Source organism: Acinetobacter sp. ACNIH1, from assembly GCF_002934695.1.
Taxonomy (GTDB): Bacteria; Pseudomonadota; Gammaproteobacteria; order Pseudomonadales; family Moraxellaceae; genus Acinetobacter; species Acinetobacter variabilis.
On sequence record NZ_CP026420.1, the window covers coordinates 2259700 to 2278868 of the forward strand.

Annotated in this window: 19 protein-coding genes; 7 read left to right on the top strand and 12 right to left on the bottom strand. The window is 43.8% G+C overall.

Translation table 11 applies throughout. The annotated features are described in order from the left end of the window. Positions 1-28 precede the first annotated feature (28 nt). From acpP to C3F22_RS11065, 5 genes are all read right to left on the bottom strand, one after another. Positions 29-265 carry an acyl carrier protein gene (gene acpP, locus C3F22_RS11045; RefSeq protein ID WP_004783299.1) on the bottom strand — a complete coding sequence of 79 codons (237 nt, stop codon included), beginning with the start codon at positions 263-265 and terminating at the stop codon, positions 29-31. Positions 266-351: 86 nt separating this feature from the next. Then, positions 352-1086, bottom strand: a complete 735-nt coding sequence (gene fabG, locus C3F22_RS11050) for a 3-oxoacyl-ACP reductase FabG (protein WP_004783301.1) — start codon at positions 1084-1086, stop codon at positions 352-354. Next, positions 1083-2069 (bottom strand): ACP S-malonyltransferase, encoded by a 987-nt coding sequence (fabD, locus tag C3F22_RS11055; protein WP_005234277.1) that lies wholly within the window; start codon positions 2067-2069, stop codon positions 1083-1085. The genes fabG and fabD overlap by 4 nt, the downstream gene beginning before the upstream one ends. 246 nt (positions 2070-2315) lie before the next feature. Next, positions 2316-2498, bottom strand: coding sequence for a 50S ribosomal protein L32 (rpmF, locus tag C3F22_RS11060; protein WP_004783304.1), 183 nt, complete (start codon positions 2496-2498; stop codon positions 2316-2318). Between the two features lie 77 nt (positions 2499-2575). After that, a complete protein-coding gene (locus C3F22_RS11065; protein ID WP_004783305.1) occupies positions 2576-3133 on the bottom strand; it encodes a YceD family protein in 558 nt (185 codons plus the stop codon). A 99-nt stretch (positions 3134-3232) separates the two neighbouring features. Here C3F22_RS11065 and C3F22_RS11070 point away from each other — a divergent pair, with 99 nt between their 5' ends. The 3 genes from C3F22_RS11070 to C3F22_RS11080 all read left to right on the top strand — a co-directional run bounded on the left by C3F22_RS11070 (position 3233) and on the right by C3F22_RS11080 (position 4906). After that, positions 3233-3895: an elongation factor P hydroxylase gene (locus C3F22_RS11070; RefSeq protein WP_005234275.1), complete on the top strand. Its 663-nt coding sequence runs from the start codon at positions 3233-3235 to the stop codon at positions 3893-3895. Positions 3896-3979: 84 nt separating this feature from the next. After that, a complete protein-coding gene (locus C3F22_RS11075; RefSeq protein ID WP_005234273.1) occupies positions 3980-4597 on the top strand; it encodes an L-threonylcarbamoyladenylate synthase in 618 nt (205 codons plus the stop codon). Between the two features lie 36 nt (positions 4598-4633). Beyond that, positions 4634-4906, top strand: coding sequence for a hypothetical protein (locus C3F22_RS11080; RefSeq protein WP_005234272.1), 273 nt, complete (start codon positions 4634-4636; stop codon positions 4904-4906). 26 nt (positions 4907-4932) lie between these two features. Here the strand turns inward: C3F22_RS11080 and C3F22_RS11085 are convergent, their stop codons facing one another. After that, on the bottom strand, positions 4933-5496 hold the full coding sequence (locus C3F22_RS11085; protein WP_005234271.1) for a hypothetical protein: 564 nt from the start codon (positions 5494-5496) through the stop codon (positions 4933-4935). A 449-nt stretch (positions 5497-5945) separates the two neighbouring features. Here C3F22_RS11085 and C3F22_RS11090 point away from each other — a divergent pair, with 449 nt between their 5' ends. Genes C3F22_RS11090 through C3F22_RS11105 form a run of 4 tightly spaced genes read left to right on the top strand, consistent with a single transcriptional unit; the run spans position 5946 to position 8988 of the window. Then, complete coding sequence (locus C3F22_RS11090) at positions 5946-6740, top strand: segregation and condensation protein A (protein ID WP_034580827.1); 795 nt, start codon at positions 5946-5948, stop codon at positions 6738-6740. Beyond that, on the top strand, positions 6737-7327 hold the full coding sequence (gene scpB, locus C3F22_RS11095) for an SMC-Scp complex subunit ScpB (protein WP_005234269.1): 591 nt from the start codon (positions 6737-6739) through the stop codon (positions 7325-7327). The genes C3F22_RS11090 and scpB overlap by 4 nt, the downstream gene beginning before the upstream one ends. A gap of 42 nt (positions 7328-7369) precedes the next feature. Further along, positions 7370-8410, top strand: a complete 1041-nt coding sequence (gene rluB, locus C3F22_RS11100; RefSeq protein ID WP_005234268.1) for a 23S rRNA pseudouridine(2605) synthase RluB — start codon at positions 7370-7372, stop codon at positions 8408-8410. Positions 8411-8466: 56 nt separating this feature from the next. After that, positions 8467-8988, top strand: coding sequence for a hypothetical protein (locus C3F22_RS11105; protein WP_158651679.1), 522 nt, complete (start codon positions 8467-8469; stop codon positions 8986-8988). A gap of 43 nt (positions 8989-9031) precedes the next feature. Here C3F22_RS11105 and C3F22_RS11110 read toward each other — a convergent pair whose 3' ends face one another. Genes C3F22_RS11110 through C3F22_RS11135 form a run of 6 tightly spaced genes read right to left on the bottom strand, consistent with a single transcriptional unit; the run spans position 9032 to position 18487 of the window. After that, the gene (locus C3F22_RS11110) at positions 9032-10759 is read right to left on the bottom strand and encodes an ABC transporter ATP-binding protein (RefSeq protein ID WP_005234263.1); all 1728 of its coding nucleotides are present in this window, start codon (positions 10757-10759) and stop codon (positions 9032-9034) included. 10 nt (positions 10760-10769) lie between these two features. Continuing rightward, positions 10770-11918, bottom strand: a complete 1149-nt coding sequence (locus C3F22_RS11115; RefSeq protein WP_005234262.1) for an ABC transporter permease — start codon at positions 11916-11918, stop codon at positions 10770-10772. A gap of 7 nt (positions 11919-11925) precedes the next feature. Beyond that, entirely contained in the window at positions 11926-12864 is a 939-nt protein-coding gene (locus C3F22_RS11120; RefSeq protein WP_004783323.1) for an ABC transporter permease, read from the bottom strand. Positions 12865-12881: 17 nt separating this feature from the next. Next, positions 12882-14885, bottom strand: a complete 2004-nt coding sequence (locus C3F22_RS11125; RefSeq protein ID WP_005234261.1) for a M3 family metallopeptidase — start codon at positions 14883-14885, stop codon at positions 12882-12884. 19 nt (positions 14886-14904) lie between these two features. After that, entirely contained in the window at positions 14905-16707 is a 1803-nt protein-coding gene (locus C3F22_RS11130) for an ABC transporter substrate-binding protein (RefSeq protein ID WP_005234260.1), read from the bottom strand. Positions 16708-16729: 22 nt separating this feature from the next. After that, the gene (locus C3F22_RS11135; RefSeq protein WP_005234259.1) at positions 16730-18487 is read right to left on the bottom strand and encodes an ABC transporter substrate-binding protein; all 1758 of its coding nucleotides are present in this window, start codon (positions 18485-18487) and stop codon (positions 16730-16732) included. Positions 18488-19169 lie beyond the last annotated feature (682 nt).

Consider the following 19169-nt stretch of genomic DNA (forward strand, 5'->3'; position numbering starts at 1 on the left):
TTAGGTTCAGCAAAGCTGAAAATCAGTATTAACCAAGTTTTTTAGTAACATAGTCAATAGCAGATTGAACAGTTGTGATTTCATTAGAATCTTCATCAGGAATAGTGATGTCGAAGTCATTTTCGAAAGACATAACAAGTTCAACTAGGTCTAGAGAGTCAGCACCTAAGTCATCCATGAAAGATGCTTCGTTTTTAATCTCTTCGACTTTGATACCAAGTTGTTCTGCAACCGCTTGTTTAACGCGTTGTTCGATATCGCTCACAGGAATTCTCCTCATTGCTTGTGGCGTTTTTAATGCCGTTAGTTTAATTGAATCTATAAAATTTGGAAAGTTAATACATGTGCCGTTTAGCTCATGTATAAACCACCATTAACGTGAATGACTGTACCTGTAATGTAACTGGCTTTGTCCGATGCCAGGAAACTTACGGCATTCGCGATATCTTGTGGATCACCTAAACGGTTTAAAGCCACTTGATCACTCATTTTTTTGCGAATTTCTTCACTTAACTGTTCAGTCATTTCAGTTGCGATAAAGCCAGGTGCAACAGCATTGACTGTAATCTGACGACTACCCATTTCTTTAGCCAGACTGCGACCAAATGCTTCAATACCTGCTTTGGCAGCTGAATAGTTCGCCTGACCTGGGTTAGCAAAATGCGCCACCACAGAACTGATATTAATGATACGGCCGAAACGTGCCTTGGTCATACCTTTCAGCACACGTTTAGATAAACGATAAACGGCTTTCAGATGGATGTTTAAAATATCATCCCAGTCGTCTTCCGACATGCGTAATAACAGGTTGTCTTTGGTAATACCGGCATTATTCACCAGTACCAGCACAGGACCATAGTTTTGCTCAATATCGCTGACCAGTGCATCAATCGCAGCACCATCACGTACATCTAGAACTTTACCGGCACCATTTTCAGCAAATTGTGCGTTAAGTTTCTCTGCACCCGCTTCAGAAGTCGCAGTACCTACGACAAAATAACCGTCTTGAATTAATTGTTGTGCAATTGCAGCACCAATGCCGCGGCTTGCACCTGTCACCAAGGCAACTTTACGTTCCTGTGTCATGCAATTTTCCCTTCTGCCACCAATACGGTGTTCAACGCATCTTCCAGACGAGATTGAGTATCTAATGGAAGTGCTTTTTCGATATTCGGTAAACGTTTTGCCATATTGGCCAGTACATTACCTGGGCCACATTCTACAATGTACTCAACGCCTTCATCTTGAAGGAATTGTAGTGTTTTAGTCCATTGTACTGACTCATACAGCTGCTCAGTCAAAGCCTGACGAAGTTCAGTCACGTTCGCAGCTGCTTTTGCGCCTACATTTTGTAATACAGGTATGCGTGGCATCTCAATGGCAGTTTGTTCCAAAGCTGTTGCAAACTGCTCAGCGGCAGGTTTCATCAGTGAACAATGTGAAGGAACTGAAACTGGCAGTGCAATCGCTTTACCGCCATTTTCTTTGGCCAGTACCATCACGGCTTCTACGCGTTCTTTATTACCAGCAACTACGACTTGCCCCTGAGCATTATAGTTGGCTGCTTCAACTGAACCTTCGCCTGCTGCTGTTGCTTGTGCACAAAGCTCGATCACTTTGGCATCATCTAGACCCAGAATCGCCGCCATTGCACCTACGCCTTGAGGTACAGCAGTTTGCATCAACTTACCACGCAGGTTCACTAGCTTGACTGCATCACCCAGACTTAAAGCACCCGCTGCAACTAACGCGCTGTATTCACCGAGTGAATGGCCCGCCATATATTTTGGTGCTACTCCACCCAGCTCTAACCATACACGCCATAAAGCGATTGATGCTGTTAATAGTACCGGTTGAGTAAATTCGGTTTGATCCAGACCTTCACCCGTCTGTGCAATCTGCCACAGATCAAAACCCACCGCTTCAGATGCTTCAGCAAATGTATCGCGGATACCACTAAACTGTTCTGCAAGTTCAGCGAGCATGCCGACTTTTTGTGAACCCTGACCTGGGAACACAAATGCAGTTTTAGTTGCTTGAGCTGCTTGTTCGAGTTGTTTAGCAGACATAAATAAAATCCTTTCATTCAAGAGGTGCGAATCTTTTCTTAGACCTGAAAATTAGCCGATCAGATCACCTTACCCATTGTGGAGCGCAATTTAACACGTAATTTTGGCTTGGGTAATTGCCAAATACAACAAAAACCGCGACTTCACATGACGACCGCAAAACCTGGAGATAAAATCAGGCATAAAAAAAGGGAGCTTAACGCTCCCATTTTTTCTACTAAGCTTTAACGCTTAATACATCATCAATTATTCAGCAGATGCTTTAGCGAATAATTGACGACCACGGTAGATACCATCTTTAGATACGTGGTGACGACGATGAGTTTCACCAGTAGTTTGGTCTACAGTTAATGCATTCTCAGTTAAAGCGTCATGTGAACGGCGCATGTCACGGCGAGAGCGACTTTTACGGTTTTGCTGAACGGCCATGATGGCTCCTTACAAATATCGAAAAAATGGATCAGAACAAATTCGATTGTCTTATACGCATGAGTATAACACAAAAATTAGTTAAGTTTACCCTTCAAAGCTGCCAAAACTTCAAACGGATTATCCCGTTTTTCTTCAACAACTTCTTCTGCGGCAGGTTGATGCTTATGCTCACAAACGTCATGCTTAGGAGACAGCGGCATCAACAATAACAATTCATCTTCTATCAGTGCGAGCAAGTCAGCGGTGGCAGGTGCATCATATGAACCTTTCGTCGTTGCTTCACTTTCACCTAAGACGATGAAATCAGCATCCTCATCCAAGCGCTCTATCAGTGACTCATCATCCACCAGAGCTAGATGAAAATCTGAAACGAGTTCGATTTCAACGGTCTCCAGACAACGCTGGCATTCCATTGGAACTTTCGTTTCAACATGACCATCCAACCATGCAATGCGATGATAGGCATCCATTGATAGCTTACAGTCTATGTTAATCAATTGATCATCAATTGATCCAACAGCTTCACGAGCAATACGAACAAAGCGAGATAAAGGCAGTTGACCTGACCATTTAAAGCCCTGTTCAGCCCATTTAAACGGCTCAATCTGTGCCGGAAAGGTATTTGCTGACATAATTAAGGCGGCAATTCTACAAATTCATCAGAACTCTGTCAAAGATTAAGATACAATTTTGTACTTATTTTTAGACAGACCAATTGGGTAATTTCAGTCATGCATCTGTTGCAGCCGCAAACAGAAGTGAATGTTTCATCACTCGTTAGCACACTTTCAACCTCCGATTCTGACAGCTCACTACAGCAAGTGCAACGCTTACCGTGGGCGAATTTATCCTCAGAAGCGGAACAGGTTGATTGGCTCATCTTACACTTTAATCACTGGTTTTCCCACCTAAATGTCACTTTAGTCCGTGGTGATTTTGAACCGGAGTATTTCCCGGCAACAAAAGATAGCCCTGCCCAGATCCAGTTTGCGCATGGCTTCTTTAATAGTGCTCTGCATGAAATCAGTCACTGGACTATTGCCGGTGACAAGCGCCGTCTGCTGCCAGATCTGGGCTACTGGTATGCGCCAGATGGCCGTACCCAGGAACAGCAGGCATTATTTGAGCAGGTCGAAATCAAGCCACAAGCGATTGAATGGATGTTCTCCAAAGCATTTGGCCGTAAGTTCCGTGTGTCTCTGGATAATTTAACCGGTGATGGTGGCGATGGTTCCAGCTTTAAAGATAATGTCTATACCCAGGTGCAACGCTATTTTAGTGGTGAAGCCAAACTGCCACGTGATGCCAAACGCTTCATTGATTGTATCTGTGTCTGCATCCGTGCGGGCAAAAGTTTACAATCTGATGAATTTCAACGTGAAATGCTTGATTAAATTACACAAATCTACCTGTTTGTCATTGTTACTTTATACAAAGGCATTTCATAATAAGTTTAAGGCAGGTTGGAAGGAATATTTATGCTGCATTTACGTGTACACCCAGATAATCCGCAAGCTCGTTTGATCAGTCAGGCGGTAGAACGTATTCGTGCCGGTGATGTTGTGGTTTATCCGACCGATGCAGCCTATGCAATTGGCTGCCAGATTGGTAATAAACATGCGATGGAGCGAATCGCGCAGATTCGTGGTCTAGGACCTAAGCACCAATATGCCATTATCTGCTGTGACTTATCCGATCTTGCGACTTATGCTAAAGTCGACAATGCCGTCTATCGTTTGCTGAAAAATAATACACCTGCTGTGACCACGTTTATTCTTCCGGCAACCAGCGAAGTGCCTAAACGTTTAATGCATCCAAAGAAAAAAACCATTGGTTTGCGTATCCCTACCAATCCTGTGTGCCAGATGCTGCTTCAAGAGCTGGGCGAACCTTTATTAACCTCTACCCTGATTCTTCCAGACCACACCGATCCTCTTGATGATCCTTATGACATTGAAATGCAACTCGGCAAACGGATTGATGTCTTTATTGATAGTGGTCTAGGAACTTTAAGTACGACTTCTATTGTGGATTTATCAGGAGATCAGCCTGAAGTGATCCGTCGTGGTGTCGGTGATGTAAGTGCTTTTGAATAATTAAGAGGTCTTAATCCAGTTTCAGGAGGAAATAAAGTGAATCTGTTTTATCTCCTGCTGAACTTGGATGAATTTCCTGCCAATCATCTAATCTATGCCGAACTGCCTTGGACACTCGAATCCAAGGCAATATCTATCGATAAAAATTCCAAGCCAGAATTAAATCTGAATATCAACAATATTGAATACTCATACTTTCTTGAGATCGCGATGGCAAGAAAGCTTTTACAAGTTTATTCAACGAACAATGTTTGTCTGGCAGATACCTGCCAACGTGTCATCGAATATGTATTGCGAGAGCAGAATTAAAATAACCTGATCACGCATGCCAAGATTTAATAGCTCGCTGCACGATCCTGAGTAGATGTACTGACCGCTGGTGCAACCGAAGGAACCTGATTATTCAAACTTGGCATTGGGGGTAACGGATCACCTTCTTTATAATGTTTTAACTGCAAGAAGTTTGGACATTCCGACAGTTTTTGCTGATGAGTTGCAAGTTCAGCACCAAACCTGTTTTTGACTGAAACATGAAAAGTGATTTGATCCTCTTCAAGCACATTCAATAACGCAGTCCGGGCTTTGGATTCCATAGTCCTAAAAGAATCAATGGAATTACAGCTCATGGTTTTGACCATCGCAGTAACACCATCGGGTAAATCTTTACCCGTATAAAGCGTATTACGCATATAGAAACGAATATGAGGGTACTGGTCCAGTACGCTAAAATCCAGTTTCATGGCCTGCATCACTGGTTTAGCCTGCTCAACAAAGCCGGAAAAACCGCCAGACTTCAAATTGGTACGCATTTCATTTTCAAGCTGCATGAGCTGATATTGAGGATAGCCCCAGAATACCCCTAAGCCGATGACGCCGATTAACACAAGTATGATTGGCATTTTTATAATTAACCTGATCTATGATTATTATTTATCAATATTTTTTTGGCTATATTAGTTTATTTTTTAGGCGATAGATAACTGTTTTTTCTTATTTTTATCACATGTTTCCTGATGAGCTTCCACTCAGTCACTATTTAATAGGTGCTGAGAATCTTTTAAAAATTTTCTATATGAAGTTACAGTTTCTTAAGCCACCCAGACTATATTGCATTTAATTTTAGCTAATATGCTGTTTAATATCAGACTTGTGCGTTTTACCCAATTAAAAAAATAAAATTTCTCCTAAAATAAATATGGTTTTTTTGCTTTTGAATGCATATCTATTTTATTTAACGACAATTTTCCAGTACAATGCCAACTACCAAATTATGTGCTTTTTCTCCTGACAAGAGCTCGGGGAATAAGCCATTTCATGCCTTTGAAAATTCGCGTGGCTTATAATTGTAATGACTCAAATGCCCCATAACGCTATGGAATCTGCTCCAAACATCCGGGTTCTGGATGAATGGCAAAATACGATTCCAGAGGATCTGTATATTCCTCCGGCAGCGTTTGAAATTCTGTTAGAACATTTTGAAGGCCCCCTCGACTTTTTAATTTACCTGATCCAGAAAAATGGTTTTGACCTGTTGCAGGTTGATATCGCGCCGATTGCCTCCCAATATCTGTCCTATATGGATGCGATGAAATCCCTGAATATTGAGCTGACTGCGGATTATATGGTGATGGCTGCTTTACTGGCCGATCTCAAATCCCGTTTATTACTGCCTAAACCGAAAAGCGTGGCTGTGGTTGAACAGGATCCGAAACAGGATCTAATTGAGCGTCTGGAAAATTATTTAAGAATCAAGCAGGCTGCAGAACGTCTGGGTCAGATGACAATTCTGGAACGTGATACCTTTCAGACCAATGTTCACCTGGGTGAGTTTATCCAGCCGAATGAAGGTCATAGTGCCGATCTGCTGCGTGATGCCTTGCTTTGTGTCTTTAACCGTCCTGAACCGGTCATTCATCAAGTGCAACAGGAGCCTGTTTTACTGGAAGAGCGGATTGCCTATATTGAAAGCCGTCTGGAATCTGGTGAAGTCTTGTCCTTTGATCATTTACTCAAGCCAAGTCAGGGACGCATGGGTGTAGTCGTGACCTTTATGGCCGTACTAGAACTTACCCGCCAGCAAAAAATTCAAATTATTGCCTCAGGCATTGAGGCACCGCTCGCAATTCAAGGAGCACACGCATGAACACAGAACATAATATCTCCTTGTCTGCGGAAGATAATCTGCATGAAATTCTGATGCAGCTGGAAGCGATTATTTTTGCCAGTGATTCCCCTGTTTCCTTAGCTCGACTGAAAGAAGCATTTCAGGATCGCTATAGCAAGCAGGAGCTGCGCCAGTATTTACAGCAGCTTTCCATGCTGATGCATGGCCGTTCTATTGAACTGGTTGAAACTGTGCAAGGTTACCGTTTTCAAGTGCGTGTAAAATATCGTAATATTATTGCACAGACCTGGCCTGAGCGACCGACACGCCTGTCACCTTCATTACTGGAGATGCTTGCGGTGATTGCTTATCATCAGCCAGTGACCCGAGCTGATATTGAACAAATTCGTGGTGTCACGAATAACAGTCAGATTTTGCGTACGCTGTTTGACTGGAACTGGATTAAAGAATCCGGCTTTCGTGAACTCCCTGGAAGACCTGCGTTGTTAGTGACAACGCCACAATTTTTAAATGCGTTTGGCTTAAATTCTTTAGGCCAATTGCCTCCCCTGCAGGATGCCAAGGAAGCTTTTATGGCGCTCGATGCGAATGCACCGAAGTCATAAATAGGTGAACTGTTGAATAATTATTTCTAAGGTTATGCTGTCATGAGTGAAAAGTTGCAAAAGGTGCTTGCACGTGTTGGTTTGGGTTCTCGCCGTTATATGGAAGAAGTCATTGCCGCAGGTCGTGTAAGTGTGAATGGGCAGATTGCCCAAGTGGGTGAACGAATCGAACCAGGTGATGAGCTTCGCATCGATGGTCGTAAAGTGCAGTTCCAGATTGAAGACGAAATCCGTCGTCGTGTCCTGATTTATTACAAGCCAGAAGGCGAAATCTGTTCACGTAATGATCCTGAACAGCGTCCAACAGTATTTGACAACCTCCCATCAATTCAAGGCGATCGCTGGGTCATGGTCGGCCGTCTGGATATTAACTCGACCGGTCTGTTACTGTTCACAAATGACGGTGAACTGGCGAATCGTTTAATGCACCCATCCAATGAAATTGAACGTGAATATGCGGTTCGTGTCATGGGTGAAGTGACTCCACAACTGAAAAACAACATGCTGAAAGGCGTGGTGCTAGATGATGGTCCTGCGAAGTTTGAATCATTCTCTGAACTGGGTGGTGACGGGATCAACCGTTGGTATCAGGTAGTAGTGAAAGAAGGTCGTAACCGTGAGGTTCGTCGTATCTTTGAATCACAAGGCCTGAAAGTCAGCCGCTTGTTACGTACCCGTTACGGTACCGTGATTCTGCCACGTGAACTTCGTACAGGTCGCTGGATTGAACTGGATAAACAGGATATCGACAACCTGACCAAATCAGTTGAACTGAAACCGCGTCAAGGTACTGGCTTATTCGGTATGGCGAAACGTCGTAACGAACGTATGCAGGAAAAACCAATGGCTGCGCGCCGTGGTGGTTACCTGCGTCAGCAACGCCGTGATACCGATGAGCAGCCACAATACAACAACCGTGAACGTCGCGATGATCAGGGCTTTGGTCGTCGTGAAAACCAGAATGGTACCCAGTTTGCACGTCGTGACAACCGTGAAGACAACCAGTTTGGTCGCCGCGAAAACCGTGAAGGTAATGCATCACGCGGTTTATATGGCGTCAACAAAGGCTTCAAAAAGTTCTAGGCTTTAAATAAGATAGAGTCACTTCGGTGGCTCTTTTTTTTGCAAGAACAATAATAATGACCCAATATTATCATCCGGTGGCACCTCAGGCTTCCCGGCTTTATGGTTTCTACATACTAATGCTAGTTCATTTTATGCTGGTTCATTACAGCATCTGGCAAAGAGCAGATCATCAGCGCAGCTCCATCCCTTTCAGCGATATTCATTTTCTTCGTGATTTCAGTATGCAGCCTCTAAAAATACTGGATTCATGGACCTGTATACTGATCGGTTCCTCTCTGTTATTGGTACTGGTAGTCCATATTATAAAAACAAATCGGATATTGGTCATTTCTGAGCATGATATTGTTTGGTCTCTCTTTGGTCATCCTTACAGCAAGATATGCAAACTCAGTGAAGTTCAGAAGGTTGAATATATCATGATTCCTCCTGCAGATCAGCAGCAGACTGGGCTGCTCCGCTTCCATACAGCCGCACAGGATCATGATCTTAACCTTAGTCTGTTCAGTACAGCCGACCAGAATCTGATACATATGCAGCTATCTCACTTGTTTCCTGAAAACATCGTTCAGTCATAAAAAATGCCCAACAATGTGGGCATTATATTTGGAACTTAAAATATTATTGTGGAATCCCTTGCGGAATAGCACCAAGTAAACGCTTGGTATATTCATGCTGTGGCGATTGATACAGGTCATCTGAGTTGGCAATTTCCACCAGATCACCATGATTTAGCACCATAATCTGATCAGAAATATATTTCACTACTGATAAATCATGCGAAATAAAGATATAACTCAGACCAAACTCATCCTGTAAATCCTGCAATAAGTTCAGCACCTGTGCCTGTACCGATACATCCAGTGCGGACACGGATTCATCACAGATCAGGATTTCAGGCTTTAAGGTCAGACAGCGTGCAATTGCAATCCGCTGACGCTGACCACCTGAGAACTCATGCGGATAGCGATAGAAAGCTTGAGCCGGCAAGCTGACCCGTTCCAGCAGATCCAGTGCCATCTGTTTACGTTCTGCATCATCCTTACCGATATGATGAATCTGCATCGGCTCCATCAGGATTTGTCCCACGGTAAAACGCGGATTCAGCGAAGCATACGGATTCTGGAAAATGATCTGGATTTTACGCTGATAGGCTGTAAACTCTTTTTCAGTCATCGACAAGATATCTTTGCCCTGAAACAACGCCTTGCCGCCTGTGGCCTGCTGTAGACGCATCAAGAGTAAACCAATCGTGGTTTTACCAGAACCTGATTCACCAACCAGTCCTAAGGTTTTGCCTTTAGCCAGCTGAAAAGACACCCCTTTCACGGCCTGAAATTCATCTTTGCCAAATAGGCCTTTACGGCTATAGAAGGATTTTTTCAGATCGCGTACATCCAGAATGATCTCTTCATTACCTTTTAAACCACGAGAACGCTCCTGTTTTAGCGGAGCGTTCGCATGCAGGTCATGTGCCAGACTATCCTGTTTCATAAAGTCGCTAATCACCGGCAAACGCAAAGGACGGTGCGAGAGCTGTGGGCGGCAATGCAACAAGGCTTGGGTATAAATATCCTGAGGATTGTTCAGGACTTCTGTCACCGAACCTTGCTCACGAATCTCGCCATAACGCATTACAATGACCTGATCCGCAATTTCACCAACGACCGCCAGGTCATGACTGATGAATAACATCGACATTTGACGGCGCTGGCGCAGGGATTCAAGCAGATCCAGAATCTGTTTCTGAATGGTCACATCCAGTGCTGTCGTTGGCTCATCAGCAATCAAGAGTTTCGGTTCACAGGCAATTGCCATCGCAATCATGACCCGTTGTTGCTGTCCGCCAGACAACTGACTCGGATAAGCATCAATTTTGGTTTCCGGAGAAGGAATACCGACTTCCTGCAAAAGTTCCAGTGTTCTTTGACGGGCCTGCTTTTTATTCATGCCCAAATGCAGACGTAGAATTTCCGAGATCTGCATGCCTACAGTAAACACTGGATTCAATGAGGACATCGGCTCCTGGAAGATCATGGCAATTTCTTTGCCACAGATCTGACGCATTTCACTCGACTTAAGTTTCAATAGGTCCCGACCTTCAAACAGGATCTGACTGTCTTCAGCGACCTTCGAGTTCTCAGGTGCTAATAGTCCCATCACTGCCAATGAAGTCACAGATTTACCACTTCCGGATTCACCGACTAATGCCACTGTGGTATTGGCCGGAATTTCAAATGAAATTCCTTTGACCGTTTCCACGTACTGTTTATTTTCACCTTTAAAACTGACGCGCAGGTTGTCTACGCGAAGTAACGCGGGTGCTGTGCTTGGATTCATTTCAGACATCGCTGCGCTCCTATTTCAGTTTTGGATCTAATGCATCACGTAATGCATCAGTAAACATTGAGAAAGCTGTCACCAGTACCGCCATCGCCACCGATGCCGCAGTTAACTGCCACCATTTTCCTAAAATCAGCTCGCTTTGCGCTTCATTCAGCATACTACCCCATGACACTACCCCAATCGGTACGCCAAAGCCTAAGAAGCTCAGAATCACTTCGGACTTGATAAAGGCCACTGCAAGAATAGACATTTGAACCAAAGCGATATGGCTGACATTCGGGAAAATATGCACGAAGATACGGCGCATATTGCTTACCCCAATGGCTTTCGCTGCCAGCACATATTCACGCGCAGTATGCTTCATATATTCAGCACGAACCAAACGGAACACCCCAGTCCAGCCAGTCAGACCCAAAATCAGGATAATCGATAAGATCCCTTTTTGTTGCAGTACTGCTGCAATCGCTAATACAAGCAATAAGTATGGAATAGAAGTAAAGATATTGTAGAACCAGTTCAGGACATCATCGACCCAGCCACCGAAATAACCAGCAATCGCCCCCAGTACCGTACCAATCACCACCGCAACCAGCGCAGCAATCAGGCCAACCAAGATCGAAGTTTCTGCACCTTTAATGGTTTTCAGTAGTACATCCTGACCCCATTTATCTGCGCCAAAGAACAGGCTCTGTTTAAGCTCACTACTCTGATCCAGTAACTGACCACCTAATTCCTGATCAATGGCTTTCATATCTTCAGCCAGTGGATCGACTACACCATAATAATCAATCGCACCTGCACCCTGTTCAGCAGCAATTTCTGCTTCCAGTTCAGCAATCACATCTTTTAAAGGATCAACTAGATTAACTGGCACTACGGCAGATTCAGTATTTTGATCTTCACCTGCAGCTCCAGGTACAGACGGTGTATAGATAAAACTTGGGGGTGCATAACTCACCGCCACTTCCTTATTCCAGTCCTTGGCAATCATACCGGTCATGGAAAGCAGAAGCATCAGCAGATAAAACAGCACCACAAATAGGGAGAACATCGCAATGCGGTCACGTTTCAGACGACGCAACGCCAGCTGCCATAATCCGGTTGAAGCAGACTCAGGCACTGCTGAAGCATGTTGCTCTTTTTTAAATATCGCACTCAGCATAATTCACCTACTTCAACTGTACACGTGGATCGACCCATTTATAGATCAGATCGGCAATCAGGTTAAATAACATGGTCGCAGCCGCAACATAGACCGTAATCGCTTTAATCACCGGAAAGTCAGAACGCTCAACTGCGATAATTACTTCACGGCCAATGCCAGGAATACCGAAGAAACGTTCAATCAGGAAAGCACCGATCAGTAAAGCCGGAAGTCCCGCCATGACATCAGTAATGATTGGAATCGAAGCATTGCGCAGTACATGCACGCCCAGAATACGGCTTTCGCCCAGACCTTTGGCACGTGCGGTGCGGACATAATCCTGATTGACTTCATCCAGAACAAAACTGCGGTACAGACGTAAGGTCGGTGCAATACTCACCACCAGCATGATTAATACTGGTAATAGTGCATATTTGAATAAGTTTTCAGTAAAGTTATCGCTCCAGCCCTGTACCGGAAACCAGCTCAGTTCATAAGCCAAGACATACTGGAACACGATGATATATACCAGAATACTGATCGACATACCGATGGTACACAACATCATGATCATGCGGTCAGTCAACGAACCGCGTACTGAAGCTACCCCGAGTGCCAGAATGATTGAAACGATTGTTTGCAGAATCGTGAGTGGAATCAGAATGGTCAGTGATGGCCCCAAACGCGTGGTAATAATCTGGGATACCGACTCACCGGTACTCCAGCTCACGCCATAATCAAAGGTCAAAATCTGCTGGATAAAAATCCAGAGTTGTACGTAATAAGGCTGATCGACCCCGAGCTGCTGGCGGATATTTTCAATCTGCTCAGCATTGGCCATTTTACCGGCCAGGATATAGGCCGGATCTCCTCCGACCCAGTTAAATAACAGGAATATCAGCAGAATCACCCCCAGCATGGTGGGGATCATTTGCCAAATCCTTCGAATAATATATGCCAGCATCGCTTTCCTTCCTTGACTTAATGTCCTGAAATTTCATTAAAGAAAGCTTTGCTGTCCGGTTCGCGGCCCAGAAAATCCTTAACCATCTGATCGCCCGGTTTTTGTCCGCCTTGTGCCAGTACGGTCTCGCGATAATGCATGCCGACTTTCGGATCCATCAGATGATCACCATAAGCGGATAGCATGTCGAGTGCCAGTACTTCTGACCACATATAGCTGTAATAACCCGCCTGATAGCCACCCATCAAGTGTCCGAACTGACCCGGGAATTGCTGACCTGGAACAGAACCCAATGCAGTTTTACTTTCCATATCTTGCCAGAGTTTTAACGGATCAATGCTTTTCGCATCTTTACCGTGCAGGGCCATGTCGTACTGAGCATATAAAGTCTGACGGGCATAATGCAGGCCGCGGCCATAATTTTTCACGTTCTTTAAGCGTTCGGTCATGGCTTCATCAACACGAGGACAAGCTGGTTCACAGTAATCCGCTACTTTAGATAAAGTCTCGAAACGGCGCGCCCACTCTTCATACATTTGTGAAGGTGCTTCAACAAAGTCACGCTCTACCGATGTACCTGACTGCTCGGTATAACGGGTCTTCGATAAAATTCCATGCAGCGCATGACCCATTTCATGCACAAAGGTTTCCAGCTCATTACTGTTCAGACCTTTACGGTTGAAGTTGGTCACCAAAACAGAGACCGGACGGCGATGATTTAAACGGCTGCCACCATAAACACCCCAGACTGCAGCATGGCCATATTTGCCTTCACGTGGGTATTTATCGACATAAAGTCCGCCCATAAACTCACCGGTGGCTTTATCATGCACGGCATAATATTCGACTTCATCGTGCCAGGCTTTGACTTTTACTGGCTTGAATTCAATCCCATATAATTCGGAAGAAACCGCAAATAACCATTTTTGCGCCGCTTCAGTCGGGAAATAATCACGCAGTTTTTCCTGGTCCACCTTATATTTGGCCTGACGCAGTTTTTCACTCCAGTAACCCTGACTCCAGCGCTCAATCTCTGCTTTTTCCAAAGGAATTTTTAAGGTTTCTGCCTTGAACTGACGTAATTCTTCAACATCCTGCTTTTCTAATGGCGCAACTTTGGCATAGACCTCATCCAGAAAACTATTGACTGCTTCTGGGGTTTTGGCCATACGATCTTTTAAAGCAACATACGCATAGCTATCTTTATCAAAGAGCTGGGCCAGTTCATAACGCAGATCAATAGCCTTTTTCATATATTCGAGATTTTTCTCGGTACCGCGACGGGTATACGCAGTCTGATAACGTTTACGTGCTTCATCACTCTCTGCCAGCTCCATAAACGGCTGATATTCCGGATAGTCGAAGCCGAGCAGATAATTTCCCTTTTCATTTTTCTTTAAACCGGCGATATAGCTCGTAGGTAAACCTTTTAGTTCTGCAGCAGTGAATTCAACTTTTTCAGGGTTATCACGTACATTCTTGGAATAGTCCTGCCCCAGTTTGGTACTTTCTTCAATAATTTCCTTCAGACGCTTCTGCTTCTCTGCGCTGAGTTGCACCCCGGTTTTTTCAAACTGATTCAGAATATCTTTCAGGAATTTCTCATCGACCGGATCTGTGGCTTTCAGTTTCTTGAACTGGGCATACAGTTTTGGACTCTGATACATGGAAGTTAGATATTTACTGATTTTCAGCTCACAGTCATCTGCCGCCTGACGCAAGGCCGGATCAGGATCAACATTGCTATATAAACCGATAGGTGAAACAAAATCACCAATCGATGCCTGCAATGTATCCCAAGCTGCCAGATAAGGACGGGCTTCAGCCTTATTTTTGATTTTCTGGCTTTCAAATTTCTGGATATCTTTTTGCATTTTATCCAGATTGGCATCACACAATGCCGGAATTTCTGCAGCCTTGAATGAAGGCAAAAGCTGGGTTTGGGTCTCTGCCATGACGGTCTGAGATCCCCCGATCATCGCCAGACAGAGTGTGGTAAATTTCAAGTGTTTTAATGTCATCATCATCTCCAGCTTTTTCTTACTTTTTAGTATCAATATCGATATATATCCATTCTGTAGACAGAATCGGATGGGACTTGTGTCCAATAATATGAGGTTGCGTTAATGCATTACGATAGGTGCTATACAGCATCATGGTTGGCATATTGACCTCTAGAATACGGGTCATTTTGCGATAAACCAGATCCCGTTCAGGACCCGGTGGCATGCTTTGACTCTGTTCATATAAACGGTCATATTCCGCATGCTTAAAGCAGGCATTATTGGTGACATTGACGTTTTTGCCATAGAACAGCTGCATGAAGTTGTCTGCATCCGGATAATCGGCAATCCATGCAGAGCTTTTAAACATGGTTTTACATTGCTTTTCCAGCTTGATGCCTTCAGCAAATGGCATGGCCTTACTGGTCAATTTGATATGAATATTATCTAGGGTCTTTTTCCAGAATTCGCCCTGTTGCTGCCCACGACTGGTATTGGCAGTAATTAGTTCAATCACCAGAGGTTTGCCTTCAGGAGTTCTCCGCCAGCCATCCGCACTGATCTTATAGTTATAGCGATCCAGCAACATGTTGGCTGCCTTGACCGAATAGGGTGTACTGGTTTTATAGGCAGGTGAATAACCTGCAACTCCTGGCGGGATAGGCATGTGCAGTTTTGCACCATCTCCTTTAAGGAGTACGCTAATCATATTTTCAACAGAAAAAGCCATTGCCATCGCACGACGTAAGGCTATTTTTTCTGGTGTAAAACCACCCACTACCGGGTCTTGCATATTCCAGTAATGGTAGTTAATCGATGGCTCCAACATGCGCGACAGCTTGATGCCTTGCTTGGCCAGCTCAGGTTTTAACTTGTCACCATCCAATGCCTGTACGACCAGATCGCCGTCTATTTCCACCAGATCCAGTTCATTTTTCTTAAATGACAACATCCGTGATTGTGCTTCTTCAATCACACGCACATCAATGGTGCCGATTTGAGGCATTTTTTTGCCCTGCATCGCACTGACAATCGCCTGGTCTTCTGCAGTGTTAGCTTTATAGTTCCAGACAAAACCACGGTAAGCCGGATTCGGCTTTAAGATAATGCGTGACCCCGGTGTCCAGCGGTTAAGCACATAAGGCCCTGTACCGACCGGCTTACTCATCACCCAGCCAGCTTTGTCTTTGTACTTTTCGATGACTTCGCGTGCGACTGCGGCAGCCGGACCGTGGGCCAGCAACATCGGAAAGTTCTGATCCGGATTATTCAGCTTGAGTACCAGCGTATAGCGGTCTGGAGTCTGAATGCCTTCAAATGGATTTTCATAGACCTTGCCATTCTTTTTCGCCATGGCTGTCCAAGCTTCCAGCCCTTTGATCCGGCCATCCAGCAACCAGCTATTTGGTGAATTAAGCTTTGGATCTAAGAGACGCTTTAGAGAATAGGCATAGTCATAGGCGGTCAGTTCACGTTTTTTACCACCAAAGACTGGATCATCTGCAAAGTAAATGCCCTTTTTAACTTTAATGGTATAAGTCAAACCGTCTGCACTGACTTGAGGCATATCTACTGCAGTCAATGGCACCAGTTTCGCCGGTGAGGCCAGATAATCATAGGTATATAAGGTTTCGAAAATCGCTGAGTTAATCTTGGCAGAATAACGATCATGGATATAACCGGGGTCGAAACCGGTTTCAGCTGCGGGAAAGACCGTTTTTAAGACTTTATTCGGATTAGCGGGATTAGCAGCCCATGTGGGTGCAGCACCTGCTATCATTAAACTGGCCACTAAGACCCCACTGGCCAGCTTTTTTAAAGCGTTTGTATTCACATTCATACTGGTTCTTAATCTTCTCAAGTTATTTTTTAACAGGCTCAATATCCAGATATTGCCAAACTGCTCTAGTCACCGGATGTGCCTTAAAGCCCTGTACCTGTGGATGAATCAGCCAGTTGCGTACCCGGGTATTGTGCAAAATCCATGGATTATCGGCCTCCATCTGGCGGTTCATCTGCTCATAATATGGAGTGCGTTGCTGAGGCGGCAGTTTCATCGCAGTTTGATACAGCGCGTCATAGGCTTTAGAGGTATAGCAGCTCAGGTTACCTTGCTGGGCATTTGGGCCATACAGCAACTGGGCAAAATTTTCCCCTTCCGGATAATCTGCAATCCAGGCGCCACCCCACATCATGTGTTTGCACTGGGTGGCTTCTTTTAAATTGTCGGCAAAGTTACTGACTTTAAATTCAACTTTTACTCCAATTGCATCCAGGTTCTTTTTCCATAGCTCCGCAGAAATAACGGAAGAGCTTGAGCTGGTCGAGTTCATTTTCAGAACCAATGGTTTACCATCAGGCAAGGTACGGTAACCGTCGGCACCTTTCTTGTAGCCAAAACGATCGAGCAGTTTATTGGCAAGCAATGGGTTGTAGGCAATACTGCTTCTATAATCCGGGTTATATCCACCCACACCTTCAGGAAGAATCATTTCAGCTTTAACAGCATGCCCTTTATATAGCTGCTGGATGGCTTCTTTCTGGTTATAGGACAAGGCAATAGCACGGCGTAGTGCAATTTTTTCCAGTGAATCCCCACCAATCACCGGATCACGCATATTCATGATGGTATAGGTGATTTCCGGCTCTTTATTTGGATAATGCAGGATGCCTTTTTTCTTATATTCACTTTTTAGCTGCTTATTTTCCAGCGCCTGTTCAGCACCACTTGCAGTCAGTTTGTCATAGTCTAATTGTCCAGATTTTAAGGCCAGCCAGCGCGACTGTTCTTCTTCAATGATGCTGATCTTAACCTTGCCAATTTGCGGCATCTGCTTGCCTTGCATGGCTTTAACAATCCGCTGATCCCACTCTGAACCATCCCCCTTAAAGTTCCAGACAAAACCGCGATAATTTGGGTTGGCAGTCAGCTCAATGCGGCTACGCGGTACATATTTGTGTAACTGGTATGCCCCTGTTCCGACTGGATGCTGACCTACTCGATCGCCATAATATTCGATGACTTCACGTGCAGTACCAGCAAAAGCAACATAGGCTAGAATGTAAGGAAAGTTCAGATCTGAACGGGTCAGGGTAATTTGTAAGGTATATTTATCTAGAGCTTTTAAACCGGCAATCGGAGCATCATAGTTAAATTTGCCCGATTTTTTGGCCTGCTGAATGACTTGATCTACGCCAAGAATTTTACCTTCGATAAAGGAAAAAGAAGGCGAATGGTTTTTTGGATCCATCACCCTTTGCATGGAATAAATATAATCCCGGGCGAGCAGTTCACGCTTCTTGCCCTGAAAGGCCGGATCCGGACTGAAATAAATTCCTGGCTTGATTTTAAAGGTATAAACTTTGCCATCCTGTTCCACGACGGGTAAAGACTCGGCGGTATTCGGAGCCAAAATTGCAGGCCGGGCCAGATAGTCATAACGCAACAAAGGCTCAAAAATAGCCTCAGCAACGCTACCACTATAAAAATTATAGGTTTTGACCATATCAAAACCGTCATCAGGTGCTTCGAAAGCCAGGTTTAAAACTTTATCCGGATGTGCAGATGATTTTGCCCAGGCAGTTTGCCCCGAGCTCATAGCCAAGGCCAAAATCGTCATGCTAAAAAGTGCTGATTTCAAATTTGTACCTATTCTTTATCTTGAAGTTTTATTGCTATAGGAAGTTTTAAATACATCATCCCATATTTGCTTCAATGGATGGGTCAAAGCTGGACAGATGGAATAAACTGAACAAAGCGAATTTCATGCCATCCTTGCAAAAAATAGGGATTTCTTCCTGTTTTTAACTGAAAAAAGTTTATTTTTATTAATTATTTAAAACATTATGAATAACATAATATTTTCCATGAATCATTAATTAAATTTTTATCCTTAAAATTCTCACTAAAGTTTATTTCGCACAAAAATAACTCAACCCTGTTTCATCTTATTGCACTATTGTATACCTTTAGGTAAACAAAAAATAAGCATAAGTATCTGTATTTTAAATAATTTATTTTTAAAAAATATTGTATATTTTATGTAAAAATTATGCACCATGATTAAACTTTATTCAATTTCCCTCTCATTTTTGGACTACTTTCTTATTCATTAAATATTTATTTATTGCTTTGACAGGGGTCTCACTTCCTCCTTTCTTCAGATTCGATACACAGACTTCTTAATTTTTCTTCAGTATCGCTTGATAAATTCAAACCTCATTCAATTAAATCAATATTTTTCAATAAATTAAAAATATAAAAATATAAAATTTTATAAGTTGGCATTCGCCTTGCTTAGA